This window comes from Streptomyces sp. NPDC002698, assembly GCF_042888945.1.
Classification (GTDB): Bacteria; Actinomycetota; Actinomycetes; order Streptomycetales; family Streptomycetaceae; genus Streptomyces.
Genome location: NZ_JBIAQM010000026.1, coordinates 1 through 16,598, shown reverse-complemented (window position 1 = coordinate 16,598; position 16,598 = coordinate 1). Strand labels below are relative to the sequence as shown.

At 71.5% G+C, this 16,598-nt stretch carries 12 protein-coding genes; 2 read left to right on the top strand and 10 right to left on the bottom strand.

Annotated features, from left to right (window positions below):
* Window positions 1–16 precede the first annotated feature (16 nt).
* The 4 genes from ACFYW9_RS29235 to ACFYW9_RS29220 form a co-directional block, all read right to left on the bottom strand.
* Window positions 17–3,160, bottom strand: a complete 3,144-nt coding sequence (locus ACFYW9_RS29235) for a type I polyketide synthase (protein WP_389156320.1) — start codon at window positions 3,158–3,160, stop codon at window positions 17–19.
* Between the two features lie 97 nt (window positions 3,161–3,257).
* Window positions 3,258–3,992, bottom strand: a complete 735-nt coding sequence (locus ACFYW9_RS29230) for a thioesterase II family protein (protein WP_389156317.1) — start codon at window positions 3,990–3,992, stop codon at window positions 3,258–3,260.
* Window positions 3,989–5,239 carry a cytochrome P450 gene (locus ACFYW9_RS29225; RefSeq protein ID WP_389156314.1) on the bottom strand — a complete coding sequence of 417 codons (1,251 nt, stop codon included), beginning with the start codon at window positions 5,237–5,239 and terminating at the stop codon, window positions 3,989–3,991. Before ACFYW9_RS29225 ends, ACFYW9_RS29230 begins: the two co-directional genes overlap by 4 nt.
* Entirely contained in the window at window positions 5,236–5,550 is a 315-nt protein-coding gene (locus ACFYW9_RS29220) for a phosphopantetheine-binding protein (RefSeq protein WP_389156311.1), read from the bottom strand. Before ACFYW9_RS29220 ends, ACFYW9_RS29225 begins: the two co-directional genes overlap by 4 nt.
* A gap of 404 nt (window positions 5,551–5,954) precedes the next feature.
* On the opposite strand from ACFYW9_RS29220, the gene ACFYW9_RS29215 reads away from it, so the two are divergent.
* Window positions 5,955–6,791: a putative nonproteinogenic amino acid hydroxylase gene (locus tag ACFYW9_RS29215; RefSeq protein ID WP_389156307.1), complete on the top strand. Its 837-nt coding sequence runs from the start codon at window positions 5,955–5,957 to the stop codon at window positions 6,789–6,791.
* A gap of 246 nt (window positions 6,792–7,037) precedes the next feature.
* Here the strand turns inward: ACFYW9_RS29215 and ACFYW9_RS29210 are convergent, their stop codons facing one another.
* Window positions 7,038–7,964 carry a phytanoyl-CoA dioxygenase family protein gene (locus tag ACFYW9_RS29210; RefSeq protein WP_351873945.1) on the bottom strand — a complete coding sequence of 309 codons (927 nt, stop codon included), beginning with the start codon at window positions 7,962–7,964 and terminating at the stop codon, window positions 7,038–7,040.
* Between the two features lie 586 nt (window positions 7,965–8,550).
* On the opposite strand from ACFYW9_RS29210, the gene ACFYW9_RS29205 reads away from it, so the two are divergent.
* Window positions 8,551–9,942, top strand: a complete 1,392-nt coding sequence (locus tag ACFYW9_RS29205) for a PLP-dependent aminotransferase family protein (RefSeq protein WP_389156303.1) — start codon at window positions 8,551–8,553, stop codon at window positions 9,940–9,942.
* Between the two features lie 75 nt (window positions 9,943–10,017).
* On the opposite strand, the gene ACFYW9_RS29200 is transcribed toward ACFYW9_RS29205, so the two are convergent.
* From ACFYW9_RS29200 to ACFYW9_RS29180, 5 genes are all read right to left on the bottom strand, one after another.
* Window positions 10,018–11,250, bottom strand: a complete 1,233-nt coding sequence (locus tag ACFYW9_RS29200; RefSeq protein ID WP_351873939.1) for a cytochrome P450 — start codon at window positions 11,248–11,250, stop codon at window positions 10,018–10,020.
* A 217-nt stretch (window positions 11,251–11,467) separates the two neighbouring features.
* A complete protein-coding gene (locus ACFYW9_RS29195) occupies window positions 11,468–12,229 on the bottom strand; it encodes an ABC transporter permease (protein ID WP_328443601.1) in 762 nt (253 codons plus the stop codon).
* Window positions 12,226–13,200 carry an ATP-binding cassette domain-containing protein gene (locus ACFYW9_RS29190; RefSeq protein WP_389156299.1) on the bottom strand — a complete coding sequence of 325 codons (975 nt, stop codon included), beginning with the start codon at window positions 13,198–13,200 and terminating at the stop codon, window positions 12,226–12,228. The genes ACFYW9_RS29195 and ACFYW9_RS29190 overlap by 4 nt, the downstream gene beginning before the upstream one ends.
* A 239-nt stretch (window positions 13,201–13,439) precedes the next feature.
* Window positions 13,440–14,126 carry a thioesterase II family protein gene (locus ACFYW9_RS29185; protein WP_389156536.1) on the bottom strand — a complete coding sequence of 229 codons (687 nt, stop codon included), beginning with the start codon at window positions 14,124–14,126 and terminating at the stop codon, window positions 13,440–13,442.
* Window positions 14,127–14,218: 92 nt separating this feature from the next.
* A partial coding sequence (locus ACFYW9_RS29180) for a thioesterase domain-containing protein (protein WP_389156296.1) occupies window positions 14,219–16,598 on the bottom strand: 2,380 nt, incomplete at its 5' end.

Genomic DNA, 16,598 nt, shown 5'->3' with positions numbered 1-16,598 from the left:
GGCTGAACGGGCGCCGCTACAGGTATCCGCGGTCGATCAGGGCGTAGAGATCGTCGTCGCTGCGGCCGTCCGGATCTGTTTCCTCCGCCGGCCGCGCGGCCGCCGGCTGTGAAGCCACCGGCTGTGAGGCAACCGGCTGCGCGGCGTCGGGGGCCGGCGGCTCGAGGAGGGAGAAGAGGTGGTCGGCGAGCGCTTGCGGAGTGGAATAACTGAACGCGACGGTGGCCGGGAGCCGCACCGCGGCCGCCGCGTTGAGCCGGTTGCGCAGCTCCACCGCCATCGAGGAGTCGAAGCCCAGGGCCTTGAAGGTCTCGCCGGCCCGCGCCTCGAGATCGGCGGGCGTCAGCTCCACGCCCTTGGCGGCCAGGAGCTGGGCCGTCCGGTCGCACACGAGGGCGCGGGCCGCCGACGGCGAGTCGGGGCCCGCCGTGCGCGCGCCGTGGCCGTCCGCCGGCGCGGCGGGGGTGGTCGTGGCGTCGGACGCGGTCAGCCAGTGGCGGCGGCGCTGGAAGGGGTAGGTGGGCAGGCCGGTCCGGTTCGGCCGGCCGGGGGTGAACACCGCCGTCCAGTCCACCGGCACGCCGCGCACGTGCAGTTCGGCCAGCGACGCCAGGACCTTGCCCGCGCTCCCGTCGTGCCTGCTGAGGGTGCCCGTCACCGGGGGCGGGGCGGCCAGCGCGTCGGCGGCCTCCTCCATCGCCACCTGGAGCACCGGGTGCGGGCTGATCTCCACGTACACGCCGCCGCGTTCGCGCATCAGGTTCTCGACGACCTCGCCGAAGCGCACGGTCGAGCGCAGGTTGTCGTACCAGTACGGGGCGTCGAGCCCGCGGGTGTCGAGGGGGGCGGCGGTGACGGTCGAGTGGAACTCCACCGCCGTCTCCAGCGGGGTGATCCCGGCGGCCGCTTGGAGGACCTGGTCGCGGATGCGTTCGACGTGGTGGGAGTGGGAGGCGTACCTGACCTTGATGGGGCGGACCCGGACGCCGTCCTCGCCGGCCCGGGCGGTGAACTCCTCCAGGGCCGGGAGGTCTCCGGCGATCACCACGGAGGCCGGTCCGTTGACGGCGGCCACCGACAGCCGTCCGGGCCAGCGGGTGAGCCGCTCCTCGACCCAGGTCACGGGCGCGGCCACCGCGTTCAGCCCGCCCAGGCCGGCCAGCGCGGCCAGCGCCTGGCTGCGCAGGGCGACGATCCGTGCCCCGTCCTTCAAGGAAAGCGCACCGGCCGCGCAGGCGGCGGCGATCTCTCCCTGGGAATGCCCCACCACCACGTCGGGAACCACGCCCAGCGAGCGCCACAGGGCGGCGAGGGAGACCATCATCGCCCACAGTGCGGGCTGGACGACGGCGTCGACGGCGTCCCCGTGCTCCAGTGACGGGGCCGGCCCGGCCCCGGTCACCAGGTCCGCCAAAGACCAGTCCAGCCACGGCTCCAGCGCGTGCGAGCAGGCGTCGATGGAGCGGGCGAACACCTCGGACTCGGCGTAGAGCTGTCTGCCCATGCCCAGCCACTGCGAGCCCTGGCCGGGGAAGACGAAGACGACCGGGCCCGCGGCCGGGCCGGCGGTGCCGCGCACGGCCCGGGCCCCGGTGGCGCCGGCCGCCACCGCCTCCAGGCCGGCCCGTGCCTCCTCGCGGTTCTCGGCCAGGACGACGGCGCGGTGCTCGAAGAGCGAGCGGGTCGCGATCAGGGCGTGCCCGATCCCGGCCGCGGGCAGCGACGCGTCGGCGCTCACGAGGTCGTGCAGCCGCGCGGCCTGCTGCCGCAGGGCCTGCTCCGAGCGGGCCGACAGCACGAGGGGCACCGTCTCGGTGACGATCGCCGCGGTGCCGTTCCCGGCGGCGGCGGTCTGTGCGGCCCGGGGTGCGGGGGCCTGTTCGAGGACGATGTGGGCGTTGGTTCCGCCCATTCCGATCGAGGACACCCCTGCCCGGCGCGGCCGGCCGTCTTCGTCCGGCCAGGGCCGCGCGGCGCGCAGCACCTCGAAGTCGTCGTGGAAGGCGGGGACTGCGGGGTTGGGGGTGGTGAAGTTCGGGGTGGGGACCAGGTGGGCGCGGGCCACGCACAGCGCGGTCTTCACGAAGCCGACGATGCCCGCGGCCGGTTCCAGGTGGCCGACGTTGGCCTTCACCGAGCCGACGGCGAGCCGGCGGTCGCGGCCGCTTTCGCGGAACACCTCCCGCAGGCCCGCCAGTTCGGCCGGGTCGCCGAGCCGGGTGCCGGTGCCGTGGGCCTCGACGTAGTCGACGTCCTCGAACGCGATGCCCGCGCGGCGCACGGCGGACAGCACGGCCGAGGCCTGCCCGGTGGGGCTGGGGTCCGGTATCCGGGAGGAGGCGCCGCCGCTGTTCACGCCCCAGCCGCGTACCACCGCGTGGACGGGGTCGCCGTCGGCGACGGCGAGGTCGAGCCGCTTGAGGACGACGAAGGCGCCGCCCTCGCCGCGGGTGAAGCCGTTGGCCCGTGCGTCGAAGGGGTAGCAGCGGCCGTCGGGCGAGAGCGCGCCCATGTTCGCCAGGCCCGCTCCGGCCTCGGGGTCGACGATCAGGTGCACGCCGCCGGCGATCGCCATGTCCACCGCGCCGCCGCGGATGCGTTCGCAGGTCAGCGCCAGTGACACCAGGGAGGAGGACTGGCCCGAGTCCGCGCACAGGCTCATGCCGCGCACGTCGAGCAGGTGCGAGATCCGGTTGGCGATCAGCGCGCCGCTGGAGCCGAGCGCGGCGTAGCGGTCGTCCCGGTCGCTGCCGGACAGCTTGCGCAGCAGCTCGTAGCCGGAGGGGCCGGCGCCGACCACGACGTCGATCTCGCGGCCGGCCAGGGCGGCGGCCGGCAGGCGGGCGTCCTCGACGGCCTCCCAGGCGAGCTCCAGGCCCAGCCGCTGCACGGGGTCCATGGCGGCGGCCTCTGCGGGCGTGATGTCGAAGAAGGCGGCGTCGAAGCCGTCGACGGACTCCAGGAACGAGCCCGAGTCCAAGGTGGCGGCGTCCGGGTGGGACCGGTAGGTGGACTGTGCGTCGGCGGCCCGCCGCGCGGGGAACGTGCCGATGGTCGACCGCCCCTCGCGCAGCAGGTCCCAGAACTGGGCCAGGCCGTGCACACCGGGGAAGCGGCACGACATCCCGATCACGGCAATATCGGCGGCTGCGCCACTCATGAGTGTTCCTTCCGGTTCCTTCGGTGTACGGCGGGCACGCGCGGCGGTACGGCGCTCACCGCTGCGGGTGAGGGCAGGGCGCCGGGGGCCGGGGTGCTCACAGCCAGCGGGTGAGCAGCTTGGCCAGCTCGTCGGGCGCGTTCATGAAGTCGTAGTGGCCGCCGCCGAGCACCCGGAACTCGACCGAGTCGGCGTAGCGGCGCCAGCCCTGGAGATCGGCCAGGGTCACGTCCTGGTCGTCGCGCCAGTGCAGGACGACGATGGGGCAGTCGACCGCGACCGGGCTCTCGCGCCGGTATTTCTTGGCCGCGGCGTGGTCGCGCGCCAGGACCATGAGGCCCAGGTCGAGCATGTCGGGGCGCGGTTCGATGCCCCGGCCGCGGACGAACGCCTCGACCTCGTCGCGCAGTTCGGACTCGGTCATGGTGAGCATCGGGTCGCGGGAGGCGTCGTGCGGGGCGGGCTGGCCGGAGACGAACAGGCAGTCCGGTGTGGGCAGTCCGGCCTCGGCGAGCCTGAGCGCGGTCTCGTAGGCGGGCAGGGCGCCCGCGCAGTGCGCGAAGAACGCGAACGGCCGGTCGAGCAGCGGGGTGAGGGGTTCGACCAGGTCGGCGGCGAGGTTCTCGTAGGTGCCGTAGTGGGGGTGGCCGAGGCGGTTCTCGCGGCCGGGGAACTGCACCGGGCAGACCTCGATGTCCTCCAGCGCGGCCGGCCAGGCGCTGAAGGCGGAGGCGCCCGATCCGGAGAAGGGGAAGCAGAAGAGCCGGGCCGGGTGGTCGGTGGGCGGCCGGACGAACCACGGCGACAGGGCGACGGCGGAGCCGGTTGTCATGGCGTCTTTCGTTTCTGCGCGACGACGGGGAGGTGGGTCATCCCGGCGATGAAGTACGACCGCAGGTGCTGCGGTTCGCCGGCGAGCTCGATCGGTCCGCACCGCTGCAGCAGTTCCTCGAAGAAGATCCGCAGGGTCAGCCGGGCCAGCGGTGCGCCGATGCAGAAGTGCGGTCCGAACCCGAACGCGACGTGGCGCTTGGCGTTGGGGCGGGTGAGGTCGAAGGTGTGCGGGTCGGGGAAGAGGGACTCGTCGCGGTTGGCCGAGCCGATCCAGGCGACGACCGCGGCGCGGGCCGGGATCGTGCCCCCCGCGATGGGGATGTCGTCCACCGCGTAGCGCATGAAGTTGCAGGCGGCCGAGGTCCAGCGCAGTCCTTCCTCGACCAGGTTGGGGATCAGCGTCGGGTCGGCCTGCGCCTTGTCGAACTGTTCGGGCCGTTCGATGAGGGCCTGCACGGTGCCCGAGACGGTGTGCGGTGTGGTGACGTTGGCGCCCAGCAGGATGCTGTAGCCGTCGAGGGCGATCTCCTCGTCGCTCAGGGGCGCGCCGCCCGCGCTGACGCTCATGAGGTGGGCGAGCAGGGTGTCGTCCTCGCCGCCGGCGGCGCGGCGGCGTTTGACCCACTCGGTGACGTAGTTGACCAGTTCGTGGTGGGAGATGGCCAGGGTGGCGGCCTCGTGGCCGACCATGAAGTGCGGGTCCGAGGGGGCCGTCACCATGGCGGTGAGCTGGACGAGTTCCTCCCAGTCCTTGGCGGGGATGCCGAGGAGCGGGCCGGTGACCATCGCCGGCAGGAGCAGTGCCCGTTCGGCGAGGTCGAAGGGCTCGCCGTCGAGGGCCGGCTGGAGGAAGCGCCGGATCGTGCCGCGGATCGAGTCCTCCCAGGACTTCACCGCGCGGGCGGTGAGCTTGGAGCCGAGCGGCCGGCGGACCTCGGTGTGCCGGGGCGGGTCGGTGGAGGTCAGCAGCTTGCCCGCCGCGGGGTCGTCGATCCCGACGTGGGTGGGTGTGGTGCCGCGCTCGGAGGTGAACTCGCGGTGGTCGCCGAGCACGCGGCAGACGTCCTCGTGCCGGGTCACCGACCAGAACTCCCGCCCGTCGGGCAGGACTTGGTGGTGCAGTGGCGCCTTCGCCCGCATCACGTCCCAGACCGGGTGCGGATCGCCCGTCGTGTACAGGTCCAGGTCGAACAGGTCGAGGGTGTCGAGGTCGACGTCGTGTGCGGGACCGGGCGTCAGCCTCACGTCCTGGTCCTCCCCTGCTCGATCAGTTCGGCGACCCGGGTGGGGGTCTGTGCCAGGTAGAAGTCGCGCACGGACAGCTGGACGCCGTAGTCCTTCGCCACCTGCTCGATGATTTTGATTCCGGTGAGCGAATTGCCGCCGAGCACGAAGAAGTCGTCCTCCGGGCCGACTTCACGGTCGCCGAAGTGTGCCGCCCACAGTGCCGAGACTTCCCTCACGAGCGATTCCGGCGCCCCGGTGGACGCGGCCTCGGTTTCCGGCGCCCCGTCCTGTCCGTCCCGCTGGTTGATCACCTTCGGCGAAGATTCCATTTCCAGCAATTTCCTTCCTCTGTCGAACGGGAATGCCCGTCCATGCCGCTGCCGGAAGGTCGACGCAGCGACCCGACAGACCCGAAAGTGATGGATCGCCTGTGCGACAGGCGTGCCCGAAGTCACCGCGCTGCCACGGTAGATGGCCGGGGAAACGCCAGGCAAGGGATGACAGCGCGGACAACGCGGCAGGCGTCCGCTGTCCTGCCGACAGGACAGAACAGTGCCGCCTCCGGACCGCCCGGAACGAAAGACGGGCGGCATCCGGACCGGCCGACCGGCTCAAGTCCCGTGCGTCACCGTGTCGTTGCCTTGTACAACTCGGAAGAATTATGGTGACGATCGGGCGGAACGCCCAGCGGTTTCCGGGCGCGTCAAACAATCATGTGCTGGAGGGGATTTCCTTGCTGAAGTCGGAACGGCTTGCGGTACTGCCCATCGATGCGTACGACCTGGGCCCGGAATTGTCCATCGTGGACGAGCACGAGTACGGCGGCGAATACGACACCTTCACCTTCGGGTCATGGTCGTCCCATGTGCTGGCCAACGGCAGCGGCGCCGATTCCGACGTCGCTTTCCGCCCCCACGAGGGCAGCCTTTCCCTGACCGAACTGGGAAAGAAGCTGCCGAACATCATGTCCCTGGTGGCCGGGCATTTCCCGCTGGACCGGCTGCAGTGGGTGCGCGTCTTCGCCCTGCGTGAGGGGATCATCGCCCCGCACGTGGACTTCCTGGAGTGGGCGAAGCCGGGCACGCGGGTGCAGATTCCGCTGCGCACCAGCGAGGAGGCGCTGCACTCCGAGAACGACATCCTGTACCACATCCGCCGCGGCGAGGTGTGGAAGATCCACTCGACCGACCCGCACTCCGCGCGCAGCACCTCCAGCACCGCCCGGCTCTCGCTCTGCCTCGACTTCGCGGACGCCGAGGAGCCGATCGCGATCCGCGGCGCCGTCCCCGCGACCGAGCCGATCCGCGTCGTCGAGCGCCCCGAGCCGTCCGAGGCCGAGATCGAGGAACTCATCGCCTCCGCCGCCGGCCTGACGCTCGAGACCATGCGGCCGGGCTTCCGCCCGTTCGCCGAGCTGCACTTCGAGCGGCACGCGCACGCCACCGCGGCCTTCGACTGGTACCTGGAGGCCGCGCGGCGCACCGGCGACGAGGACATCGTCGCCAAGGCCCAGGCCTTCCGCACGTACTGCATCGAGAAGCGGGGCGACGGCGAGGCGTTCGACTGGTGAGAGCGCGCCGCGGCCGACGGCGGGCCGGGGCCGGGGCAGCGCCCTGGAACCCGGCCCGCCGTCGGCCGCGGCGGCGGTCCGGCCCTCCCCCGGCACAGGGCACCCGCCCGCTGCCGCCGGCACACCGCAGGGGCCTGGGGGCACCGTCCCGTCGATGGGACGGTGCCCCCAGGCCCCTGTCGCGTGCCGCGGCCGGCCGACGGCGCGCCGCACGGGGGCGGCGCACCGTCGGCCCGTACGGCCGGATCACCCCTTCGTGGTGCCCGCGCGCAGCCGCTCGATCATGTGCCGGGTCGTCTCGATGGGGCTCTCCTCGGGCAGGTCCCGGGTACGCGCGGGCAGCGCCGCGTTGAGCTTGGCCACCTTGTCGTTCCAGTCCTCCTGGCCGGCGAAGGGGATCGTCTCGCCCTCCTGGTAGGTGGGGAACGGACGGTAGTTGTTCAGGCCGGCCGCGTCGGTTCCGCGCACCAGCAGCGGGTCGAGGTAGATCCCCTCGCTGTGGATGCGCGTGGTCGTCGCGATGTAGCCGATGTCCAGACCGCACCGCCGCTTGGCGGAGGTGTTCGCCTCCGAGTAGTGCAGCAGGTGGGGGTGGTGGATGGAGACGTCGCCCGGCTGGAGCTCGATGTCCACGACACCGCGCTTGTCGATCCACTCCTGCACGATGTCCTCGTCGGAGGCGGAGAACAGCATGTTGTCCGTGTCCGTGCGCGACGACGGCTTGTGCAGCGGCAGTTCGTGACTGCCGGGGATCATGCGCAGGCAGCCGTTCTCCGTGCTGCTCTCGTCGACGGCCAGCCACACCGTCAGCGCCTCCATCGGGCTCAGCGTCCAGTACGCGCCGTCCTGGTGCCACAGCACGGGCTGCCCGTTGTAGGGGGGCTTGCATATGTAGTGGGCGGTGAAGCATCCCAGGTCGGGGCCGAGGAAGAACTCCGCGATGTCGACCAGACGGGGGTCGGAGACCAGACGTGCCCAGAAGGCGTCGTTGCGGATCAGCGGGTGGTGGAAGTGCTCGGGACGCAGGTCCGGGTACTTCTGGGTGAGCCAGTCGACGTGGGCGGCCGCCTCCTCGAGGAGCTCCCGGGGAATGACATTGCGGATGATGGAGAAGCCCTGCTCGGCGTATTCCTTGGCTGCCTTCTCCAGTACGCCTTCGTCAAGTGTGGTCATGCGTCAACTCCTTCTCGGGTGTCAGGTACCGCTTGCCGCGCGGAGGAATACGGAAAGCCGCCTCGGCGTACCGTCCGCGGGCTCCGTCGATTCGGCGCGGACCGTGCGCGGGTGGTCGAATGGGAGGGTCGACGCGGCATCGCCGTGATATGCGGCCGCTCATCGGCCGGGCGGACGGCCCGCGGCCCGGCTCGCAGTCCGGCGATTTCGCCGGGTGAGGCCGGCCGGTCGCGGCGGCGGCCCCCGGGCCTTCTCGCGGTTCGCCCAGCAGTTCCCTACTCTCTCGGCCGCCCAAGAGGGTGTCAACGTTTCGAGGAACCCGGGGCTTTGCCGATAGCACACCTACGTTTCCGGTATTGCGCGCCCGGCCGGTCCGGATGCCGATCCGCTCTGTCCCGCTGACGGGACAGGGTGCTCGGAAATCGCTTTTCCGAAACGGCGGAACAGCGGGAATCGACCGTTCCTCCAGTCATGTTCCTTCACGGTTCGAGGGGAGCCACATATGTTCTTGAGAACCCCGACCAGGCGGCATTCAACCGACACCAGCTCAAGGCTGAGTTGTCCGGCGGACGAGGATGACGTGACTATGTCCAGACAAGCAGGGCCGATCCGGCTGAGTGTCACCGACCTGCACGCGTCGGTCGACGATCCCGCGCTCACTTCCATGACGCTGCTCAACGAGCTGGCCGGAAGGTATCCGGAAGCGGTGTCGTTCTCCGCGGGCCGCCCGTTCGAGGGCTTCTACGACGTCGACGACCTCTCCCGTCACCTCAGGACGTTCCGGAATCATCTGGAAACCGACAAGGGCCTGTCCCCGGAACACGTGCGGCGCACGTTCTTCCAGTACGGCCGCACGAAAGGGTTCATCCACGAACTCATAGCGCGCCAGCTGGAGGTCGACGAGGGCCTGACGGTCGACCCGGAGAGCATCGTGGTGACCACCGGCTGCCAGGAGGCGATGGTGCTGCTGCTGCGCGCCCTCGTGCGCGACAGCCGTGACGTCGTCCTGGCCGCCACCCCCAACTACGTCGGGTTCATCGGCGCGGCCCGGGTGGCCGGCGCGCCGTTGCGTTCCGTGCGGGAGCACGAGGGGGGCATCGACCTGGAGGACCTGGAGCGGCAGATACGGGCGGCGCGGCGCGAGGGCCTGCGGCCGCGTGCCTGTTACGTCGTCCCCGACTTCGCCAACCCCAGTGGCGCGAGCATGTCTTTGGCGGACCGGATCGCCCTGCTGGAGCTGGCGGGGCGGGAGGAGATCCTCGTCGTCGAGGACAACCCCTACTCCCTCTTCCGCGCGGCCGGTTCCCCGCTGCCCACGCTCAAGGCCCTGGACGAGCGGCATCAGGTGGTCCACCTCGGGTCGTTCGCGAAGTCCGCCTTCGCCGGTGCCCGCGTCGGCTACGTCATCGCCGACCAGGTGGTGACGGCGACGGGTGCCGCGCACGAGGAGCCGGTGCTGCTCGCCGACCATCTCGCCAAGCTCAAGAGCATGGTCACGCTCAACACCTCGACCGTCGCGCAGGCGGTGATCGGCGGATACCTGCTGGAGAACGGCTGCAGTCTCAAGCGCGCCACCGCCCGCGAGGCCGAGGTCTACCGCCGCAACCTCGCGACCATGCTGGAGAGTCTGCGCTCCGTCTTCGCCCCCGTGCCGGGCGCCGGGCGGGACGTCTCGTGGAACACCCCCGAGGGCGGCATGTTCGTCGTCCTCACGCTGCCGTTCCGGGCGGACGACGACATGCTCGAGTACTCGGCCTCCCGGTTCGGCGTCCTGTGGACGCCCATGGACCACTTCTACGGCGGCACGTCCGGGTTCCACCAGGCCCGGCTCTCCTTCAGTGTGCTCACCCCCGAGCAGATCGCCCTGGGCGTCGAGCGGCTGGGCAAACTCGTCCAGGACCGGTGCGCACGCGACCGCGCCGGCGCCGCACCCGCGCGAGGCGGCCGCGGCCGGCTGCTGGAGCCCCAGACCGTATGAGCGGTGGGCAAAGGGGCGGCCCCCAAAACGCGGTGCGTCCGGGGCCGCCCTCACCTGCCTGCGCGGGTCAGGTGTTCACAGCCGCACCGGGAGTGCGTTGAGCAGCCGGGCGCCGCCGGGGGTGGCCTCGGTGTAGCGCAACCGGTCGCGGCCGACGGTGACTTCGAGGGTGTCGCGCTGAAGGAGCAGGTGGTCCAGGGCGATCTCGGCTTCGAGGTGGGCCAGCGCGGCGCCGGGGCAGTAGTGCGGGCCCGCCCCGTAGGAGAGGTGGCCCTGCCCGCGCTGAAGGACCCGCTCCACGTCGCACCGCTCGGGGTCGGCGAAGACCCGCGGGTCGTAGTTGGCCGACAGGTAGGAGCCGGTCAGGGCGTCGCCCTTGGAGATCGGGACGCCGGCGAACTCCATGTCCTCGGTGGCGTAGCGGGGTCCGGCGGTCGGGACGGGGTTCGCGACCCGCATCAGCTCGTTGATGGCGTGCGGCAGGGCTTCGGGCTTGGCGCGCAGCAGGGCGAGCTGGTCGGGGTTGTCGAAGAGGGCGAGGACCGCGTTGGGGATGAAGTGGGAGGTGGAGTGGTGGCCGTTGTTGACGACGGTGAGCACCACCGAGACGATCTCGTCCTCGCTGAGCCGGTCGCCGTCCTCGTCCCGCGCCTCCACCAGGGCGGAGACCATGTCCTGCGCGGGCTCGGCCCGGCGGCGCACGATGAGGTCCTTGACGTAGTCGACCATGGACCGGCCGCTCGCGGCGATGTCGGCGTCGGGGGCGGTGTACTCGTTCATCCACTGGCGCACCCGCGGCTGGTCGGCCTTGTCGATGCCGATGAGTTCGCAGATGACCGTGCCGGTCAGCGGTGAGGAGTAGTCCTCGATGAGGTCGCCGGAGCCCTTGAGGGCGAGGGCGTCGAGGAGCTCGGCGGAGATCTCCTCGATGCGGGTCCGCAGGGCCTTCATGCGCCGGACGGTGAACGCCGGTGTCACCAGGCGGCGCTGGCGGGCGTGGTCCTTGCCGTCCTTGAGCATCATGTTGGCGGCGACGTAGGGCACGAACTCGTCGGGCAGGTCGAGGGCCGCGACCATCTGGTCCGCCACGCTGGGCCCTTGGTGGCCGGGCACGTTGCTGTAGTCCACGACCAGCCGCGGGTCGCTCAGCGCCGCTTTGACGTCCTCGTTCCGTGTGATCAGCCAGACCCGCGGGCCGCCGGGGAACCCGATCCGCACGAGCGGGGCCTCTTCCCGCAGGCGCGCGTAGGCGCAGACGGGGTTCTCCGTGAACTCGGGGTTCGTGAGGCTGACGATCGGCTCGGTCATGGTTGCCGTCTCCTTGGGATGTCGTCGGACGGGTGGCAAGCCCAGTGGTCACGTGGTGTGCCGCGGCAACGGCATCGCCGCCCCGGCGAGGTGTTTCTCGCGGGAGCGGCTCGGGCCTGTCCGGCCGTTCCCCTCGTCGCCCGGGCGGGCGGCGGGGATGGCCGGACAGGCCCGTCGGGGCGGGAGCCGGCCGGGGGGATTCCGGCCGGCCGGCGGGTCAGGCGCGCTTCTTGAAGGTGGACAGGGCCCACACGTAGCCGAGGACGGCGAAGCCGACGCACCAGGCGACGGCCGCGATCGCGTCGCCGTTGGAGACGTGGCCGGCCAGCAGTCCGCGCAGCGTCTCGATGATCGGGGTGAAGGGCTGGTACTCGGCGAACTGCTTCACGCCGGCGCCCATCGTGTCCGCGGGCACGAACGCGCTGCTGAGGAACGGCAGCATGATCAGCGGCACGGTGGCCAGGCCGGCCGACTCGGTGGTCTTGGCGGCCAGGCCCATGGCGACGGTGAGCCAGCTGGCGCCGACGGCCAGGAGCACGAACAGGCCGAGCACGCCGAGCCAGTCCAGAGCGCTCGCCTCGGGGTCGAATCCCATGGCGAAGGCCACGCCGACGATGGCGGCGCAGGCCACCAGGCAGCGCACCGTGGTGACGACGACGTGTCCGGTGAGCATGGCGCCGCGGGAGACGTCCATGGTCTTGAACCGGTTGATGATGCCCTTGGTCATGTCGTCGTTCACGGCTGTCGCGGTGGCCCCGAGGCCGTAGCTGACGGCCATCACGAGCAGGCCCGGTGTCGCGTAGTCGATGTAGTGCTCGCCGACGCTGAAGGCGCCGCCGAACACCTTGACGAACATCAGCATGATGACGATCGGGAACAGGACCGCGTTGAACATCGTGGTGGGGTTGCGCAGGGTGTGCTTCACGTTGCGGCGCAACATGATGCTCGAGTCGGCGAACGCCGTCGCGACCGTGCTCATCGCGCGATCGCCTCCTTCTTCTCGCTCGTGTCCTCGGCGTTCTCGGTGGCCTGGCCGGTGTGCTCGGTCAGGGCGAGGAAGACGTCGTCGAGGTCCGGGGTGTGCACGGAGAATTCCTGTGCGTCGATGGTGTGCTCGTCGAGGCGGTCCAGCAGGGCCCGCAGCGACCTCGACTGGCCGTCGCTGGGCACCCGCAGGATCAGCTCCTCCTCGTCCCGCGTGGAGTCGGCGAAGATTCCCGCGGCGGCGTCGAGCTGGAAGACGTCGGCGAACCGGAGCCGTACGTGGGTGCCGGGGATCTGGCGCTTGAGTTCGTCGGCCGTGCCCTGGGCCACCAGGCGGCCCTGGTTGAGGACCGCGATCCGGTCGGCGAGCTGGTCGGCCTCCTCGAGGTACTGGGTGGTGAGGAAGATGGTGGTGCCCTCGGCCACCAGCTCGCGGACGATCCCCCACAGCGTGCGCCGGCTGCGCGGGTCGAGACCCGTCGTCGGCTCGTCGAGGAAGATGATCTGCGGGCTGCCGACGAGGGTCATCGCCAGGTCCAGCTTGCGGCGCATACCGCCGGAGTAGGACGCCGCGTGCTTGTCCGCCGACTCTCCCAGGTCGAAGCGTTCCAGCAGCCGTGTGACGAGCTGGTCCCCGGAGCGCACGCGCTTGAGGTCCGCCATCAGCTGCAGGTTCTCGCGGCCTGTCAGCAGGTCGTCCACCGCGGCGAACTGGCCGGTCACGCCGATGGCGGCGCGTACCTGCTTGGTCGCGCTCGCCACGTCGTGGCCCGCGACGTACGCCGTGCCGGCGTCGGCGGTGAGCAGCGTCGTGAGGACGTTCACCGTGGTCGTCTTGCCCGCTCCGTTGGGCCCGAGCAGGGAGAAGACCGATCCCGCGGCGACTTCGAAGTCGATGCCGTCGAGCACGACCTTGTCGCCGTATGCCTTGCGCAGCCCTGAAACTGCGATAGCGGAACTCTTCATGCCCCCACTGTCGGGCCGGGGGCCGACATGGCCCTGTCACACCCCTTTCACGGCCCTCGAGTTCTCCTCGACGCCATGGGCGCCCGTCCCGGAAGCGGAATCCGGGGCGGGCACGGACGCGTGAAGGGCGCCGGCGGGGGCGGGAGGGGAGGCGGACGTGCGAAGGGCGCCCGCCGCAGCGGACGCCCTTCGTGCACACCGTGGCCAGGAGGCCGGGCCGGGTCGACGCCGTCACCGCGTCAGCGGCCCCGGGCGCACTCCGCCTCGATCACGTCCAGGATCTCCCGGCCCTGGTCGACCAGGTACATGTGGTCGCCCGGGAACTCGGTGTAGCGGAACTCCGCCGTGGTCGCGTCCCGCCACTGGCGGCCCTCCTCGGCGGTGACCAGGCCGTCGTGGCCGCCGCGCAGCGAGGTGATCGGCACCGGCACGGGGTCGTCGGTGCTGGGGACGTAGGCCTCGTGCATCTCGCAGTCGGCCTGGAGGGTGGGCAGGATCAGCTCCCGCATCTCGGGGTGGTCCAGGGCCTCGTGCCGGAACCCGGCGAACTCCTCGACCCGGGCGAGGAACTCCTCGCCCTGGAGGCCTGCCGCGCGGCGCTCGCGCTGTGTCCAGGGCCCCGGCGAGCCGCTGACGACCAGCCGTTCGACGTGCACGCCGCGGGCGCCGAGCAGGTGCACCAGCTCGTAGGCGAGCACCGCGCCCAGGCTGTGTCCGAACAGCACGGCCCGGCTGCCTGCTCCGAGGTCGGCGGCGATGCCGTCGATCTCGTTCTTGGCCGCCTCGACGACGTTGCGGTACGGCTCGTCCAGGATCCGCCTCTCCCTGCCGGGCAGTTCGACCGAGGTCACCCGCCACCGGTCGGCGGCCAGGTCCTGCCACGGGTGGAAGAAGGAGGGGCCCGCTCCGGCGAACGGCACGCACAGCAGTGTGGTCCGCTCCCCCGGTCGCGCTGATGTGCCGGGTCCTGTCACCCCGACCAACTCCTCTCGCTCGTCTCTCGGTCGGTGCTGTCCGGTCACCGCTCGGCCAGCTTGCGGGCGATGACCCGCATGATCTGGCCCGCGGGCTTGGGCATGTGCAGGTCGTGGTGGGTGGCGTCCACGTCGTACTCCTCGATGGTGCCGAGGACGTGCGGCCGCCAGTCGGGGCCGTAGGAGGTCACTCCGTCGACCTTGTCGAGCCTGGCGTTGAAATAGAGCACGTCGCCGCGGTAGACCGGCGATTCGAAGACGCCCATCTTCTGCAGGTTGTTGGCGCCCACCTGCGACATGGTGTCGAGGAAGGCGTCCATGTTGACGGTGTTCATGAACTTGCCGAAGACTTCCTCGATGTCGGCGCGGTAGAGCTCCTTGGTCCGGCCGGCGACCTCGCGGAAGCCGTTGTTCGTGGCGGAGTTGGCCGGCTGGGAGTCCAGGACGGCGATGAGGCCGACCTCCAGGCCGCGCCGGTCCATCGCCTCGGCGACGGCGTGCGCGATGGGGCCGCCGAAGGACCAGCCGATCAGGTAGTAGGGGCCTTGCGGCTGGACGGCGAGGATCTGGTCCAGGTAGTCCTCGACCATCTCCTGCACCGATTCGGCCATCGCCTCCTTGCCGTTGGAGCCGCGGGACTGCAGGGAGTAGGCCGGCCGGTCGGGCACGTGGGGCGCGAAGGTGAAGAACGCCCAGCCCAGGCCGCCGCCGCCGTGGAAGAACCACACCGGCTCCTTGCCCGTGCCGGGGTCCCGGTTCAGCGGCAGCACGACGTTGAAGGAGTCCTCGTGGTCGCCGGGGATGCCGCCGATGAGCAGCAGCGCCGCGAGTTCGGCCACGGTCGGGTACTGGATGATCGTCCGCAGGGGCATGTCGACGCCGAACCGCTTGCGGATGCGGGCGCTGAGCCGGGTGGCGAGCAGGGAGTGCCCGCCGAGTGCGAAGAAGTCGTCGTCGATGCCGACCCGCTCCAGCTTGAGCAGTTCGCTGAAGAAGGAGCACAGCTGCTCCTCGTGGGAGTTGCGCGGCTCGCCCTTGCTCACGGTGGTGGTGTGCTCCGCGGGCAGCGCCCCCCGGTCGATCTTGCCGGCCGGGTTCAGCGGAAGCCGTGACAGCGGCACCATCGCGGCCGGGACCATGTAGTCCGGCAGCCGCGCGCCCAGGTAGGCGGGCAGTTCGGCCAGCAGCGGGCCGATCGCCTTGGCCAGCGCGGGGGCGTTGGCGCGGACGCGTCCGGCCACCGCGCTGGGCACGAACCCTCCGGAGAGGGTCCGCGGCCCGTCCTTCCGTTCGGGCAGCAGGATCGCGTCGAAGCTGTGGACGGCCTCGCCCGACCAGGTGAGCACGGCGTCCAGGCCCTGCCGGCGCGCCCAGGCGGCGACGTCCTCGGGGTCGAGCGGCCCGCCGGTGGGGGCGTCCTCGGCGACGACACCGGCGAAGGTGGCCGCGGCGGCCTCCTCCACCAGTCGCGCGTTGGGTATGCCGGTCACCCGCAGCGGGCCGCCCGCCCGCTCCACCCGTGCGGCCAGTCGGTCCAGGCCGGACAGCTCGCCGCCCCACGGCAGCGCGGGCACACCGGTCAGGTCGAGGGCGTCGGCGGGCTCCTTGTGCAGGACGGCCTCGTAGCGGTGGCGGGTCAGCGCGTTGTGCGCCTGCCCGGCCTTGAGCCGGATGTCGGCGCCGACGGCGTGCCGCGCCGCCCACTCGGCGAACCATTCGGGGGCGACGAGCAGTTCCCGCTCGGCGAGCAGTGCCTGCTCCACCGCCGCCCGGATCTCCTCGTGGGAGGCGTAGGGCTGTTGTGCGCGCTGCTCCGCCGTCGCCAGGATCCGCTGGGTGGCGGCGTTGCGGATGTCGCCGACGACGATCCGGCCGCCGGGTGCGAGCAGGCCGAGAGCCTGGGTGAGCACCTGGTCGAGGTACTCGGCGCTCGGGAAGTACTGGACGACGGAGTCGAGGACGACGGTGTCGAAGGTGCCCTGGGGCAGCTGGGAGAGGTCGTGGGCGGCCTGGACGCGGAGGTGGACGCGGTCGCCGTGGCCGGCCGCCTCGGCCTGGTGGCGGAGCCGGTCGACCGCGGCGGCGGAGAGGTCGGTGCCCCAGTACTCCTCGACCGCGCCGGCGATCCTGGCGAGGAGCAGGCCGGAGCCGGCGCCGATCTCCAGGACCCGGCGCGGGGCGTAGCGCAGGATGTGGGCGGCCGCGGCGTCCTGCCACTGGCTCAGCTGCTCCGCGGGGACCGGCTCGCCGCCGTAGACGTTCTTCCAGGGCTGGAAGTCCTCGCCCCAGGCCTCGTCCGCGAAGTCGGCGTGGGCGTCGTCGTGGATCCGGCGCCATTCCTCGACCTGGGCGGTGGTGTCGGCGACGGCGGTGTCGGGGTCGGGTTCGATGTAGGCGACCAGGCGCTGGTCGCCCTTCTGGTCC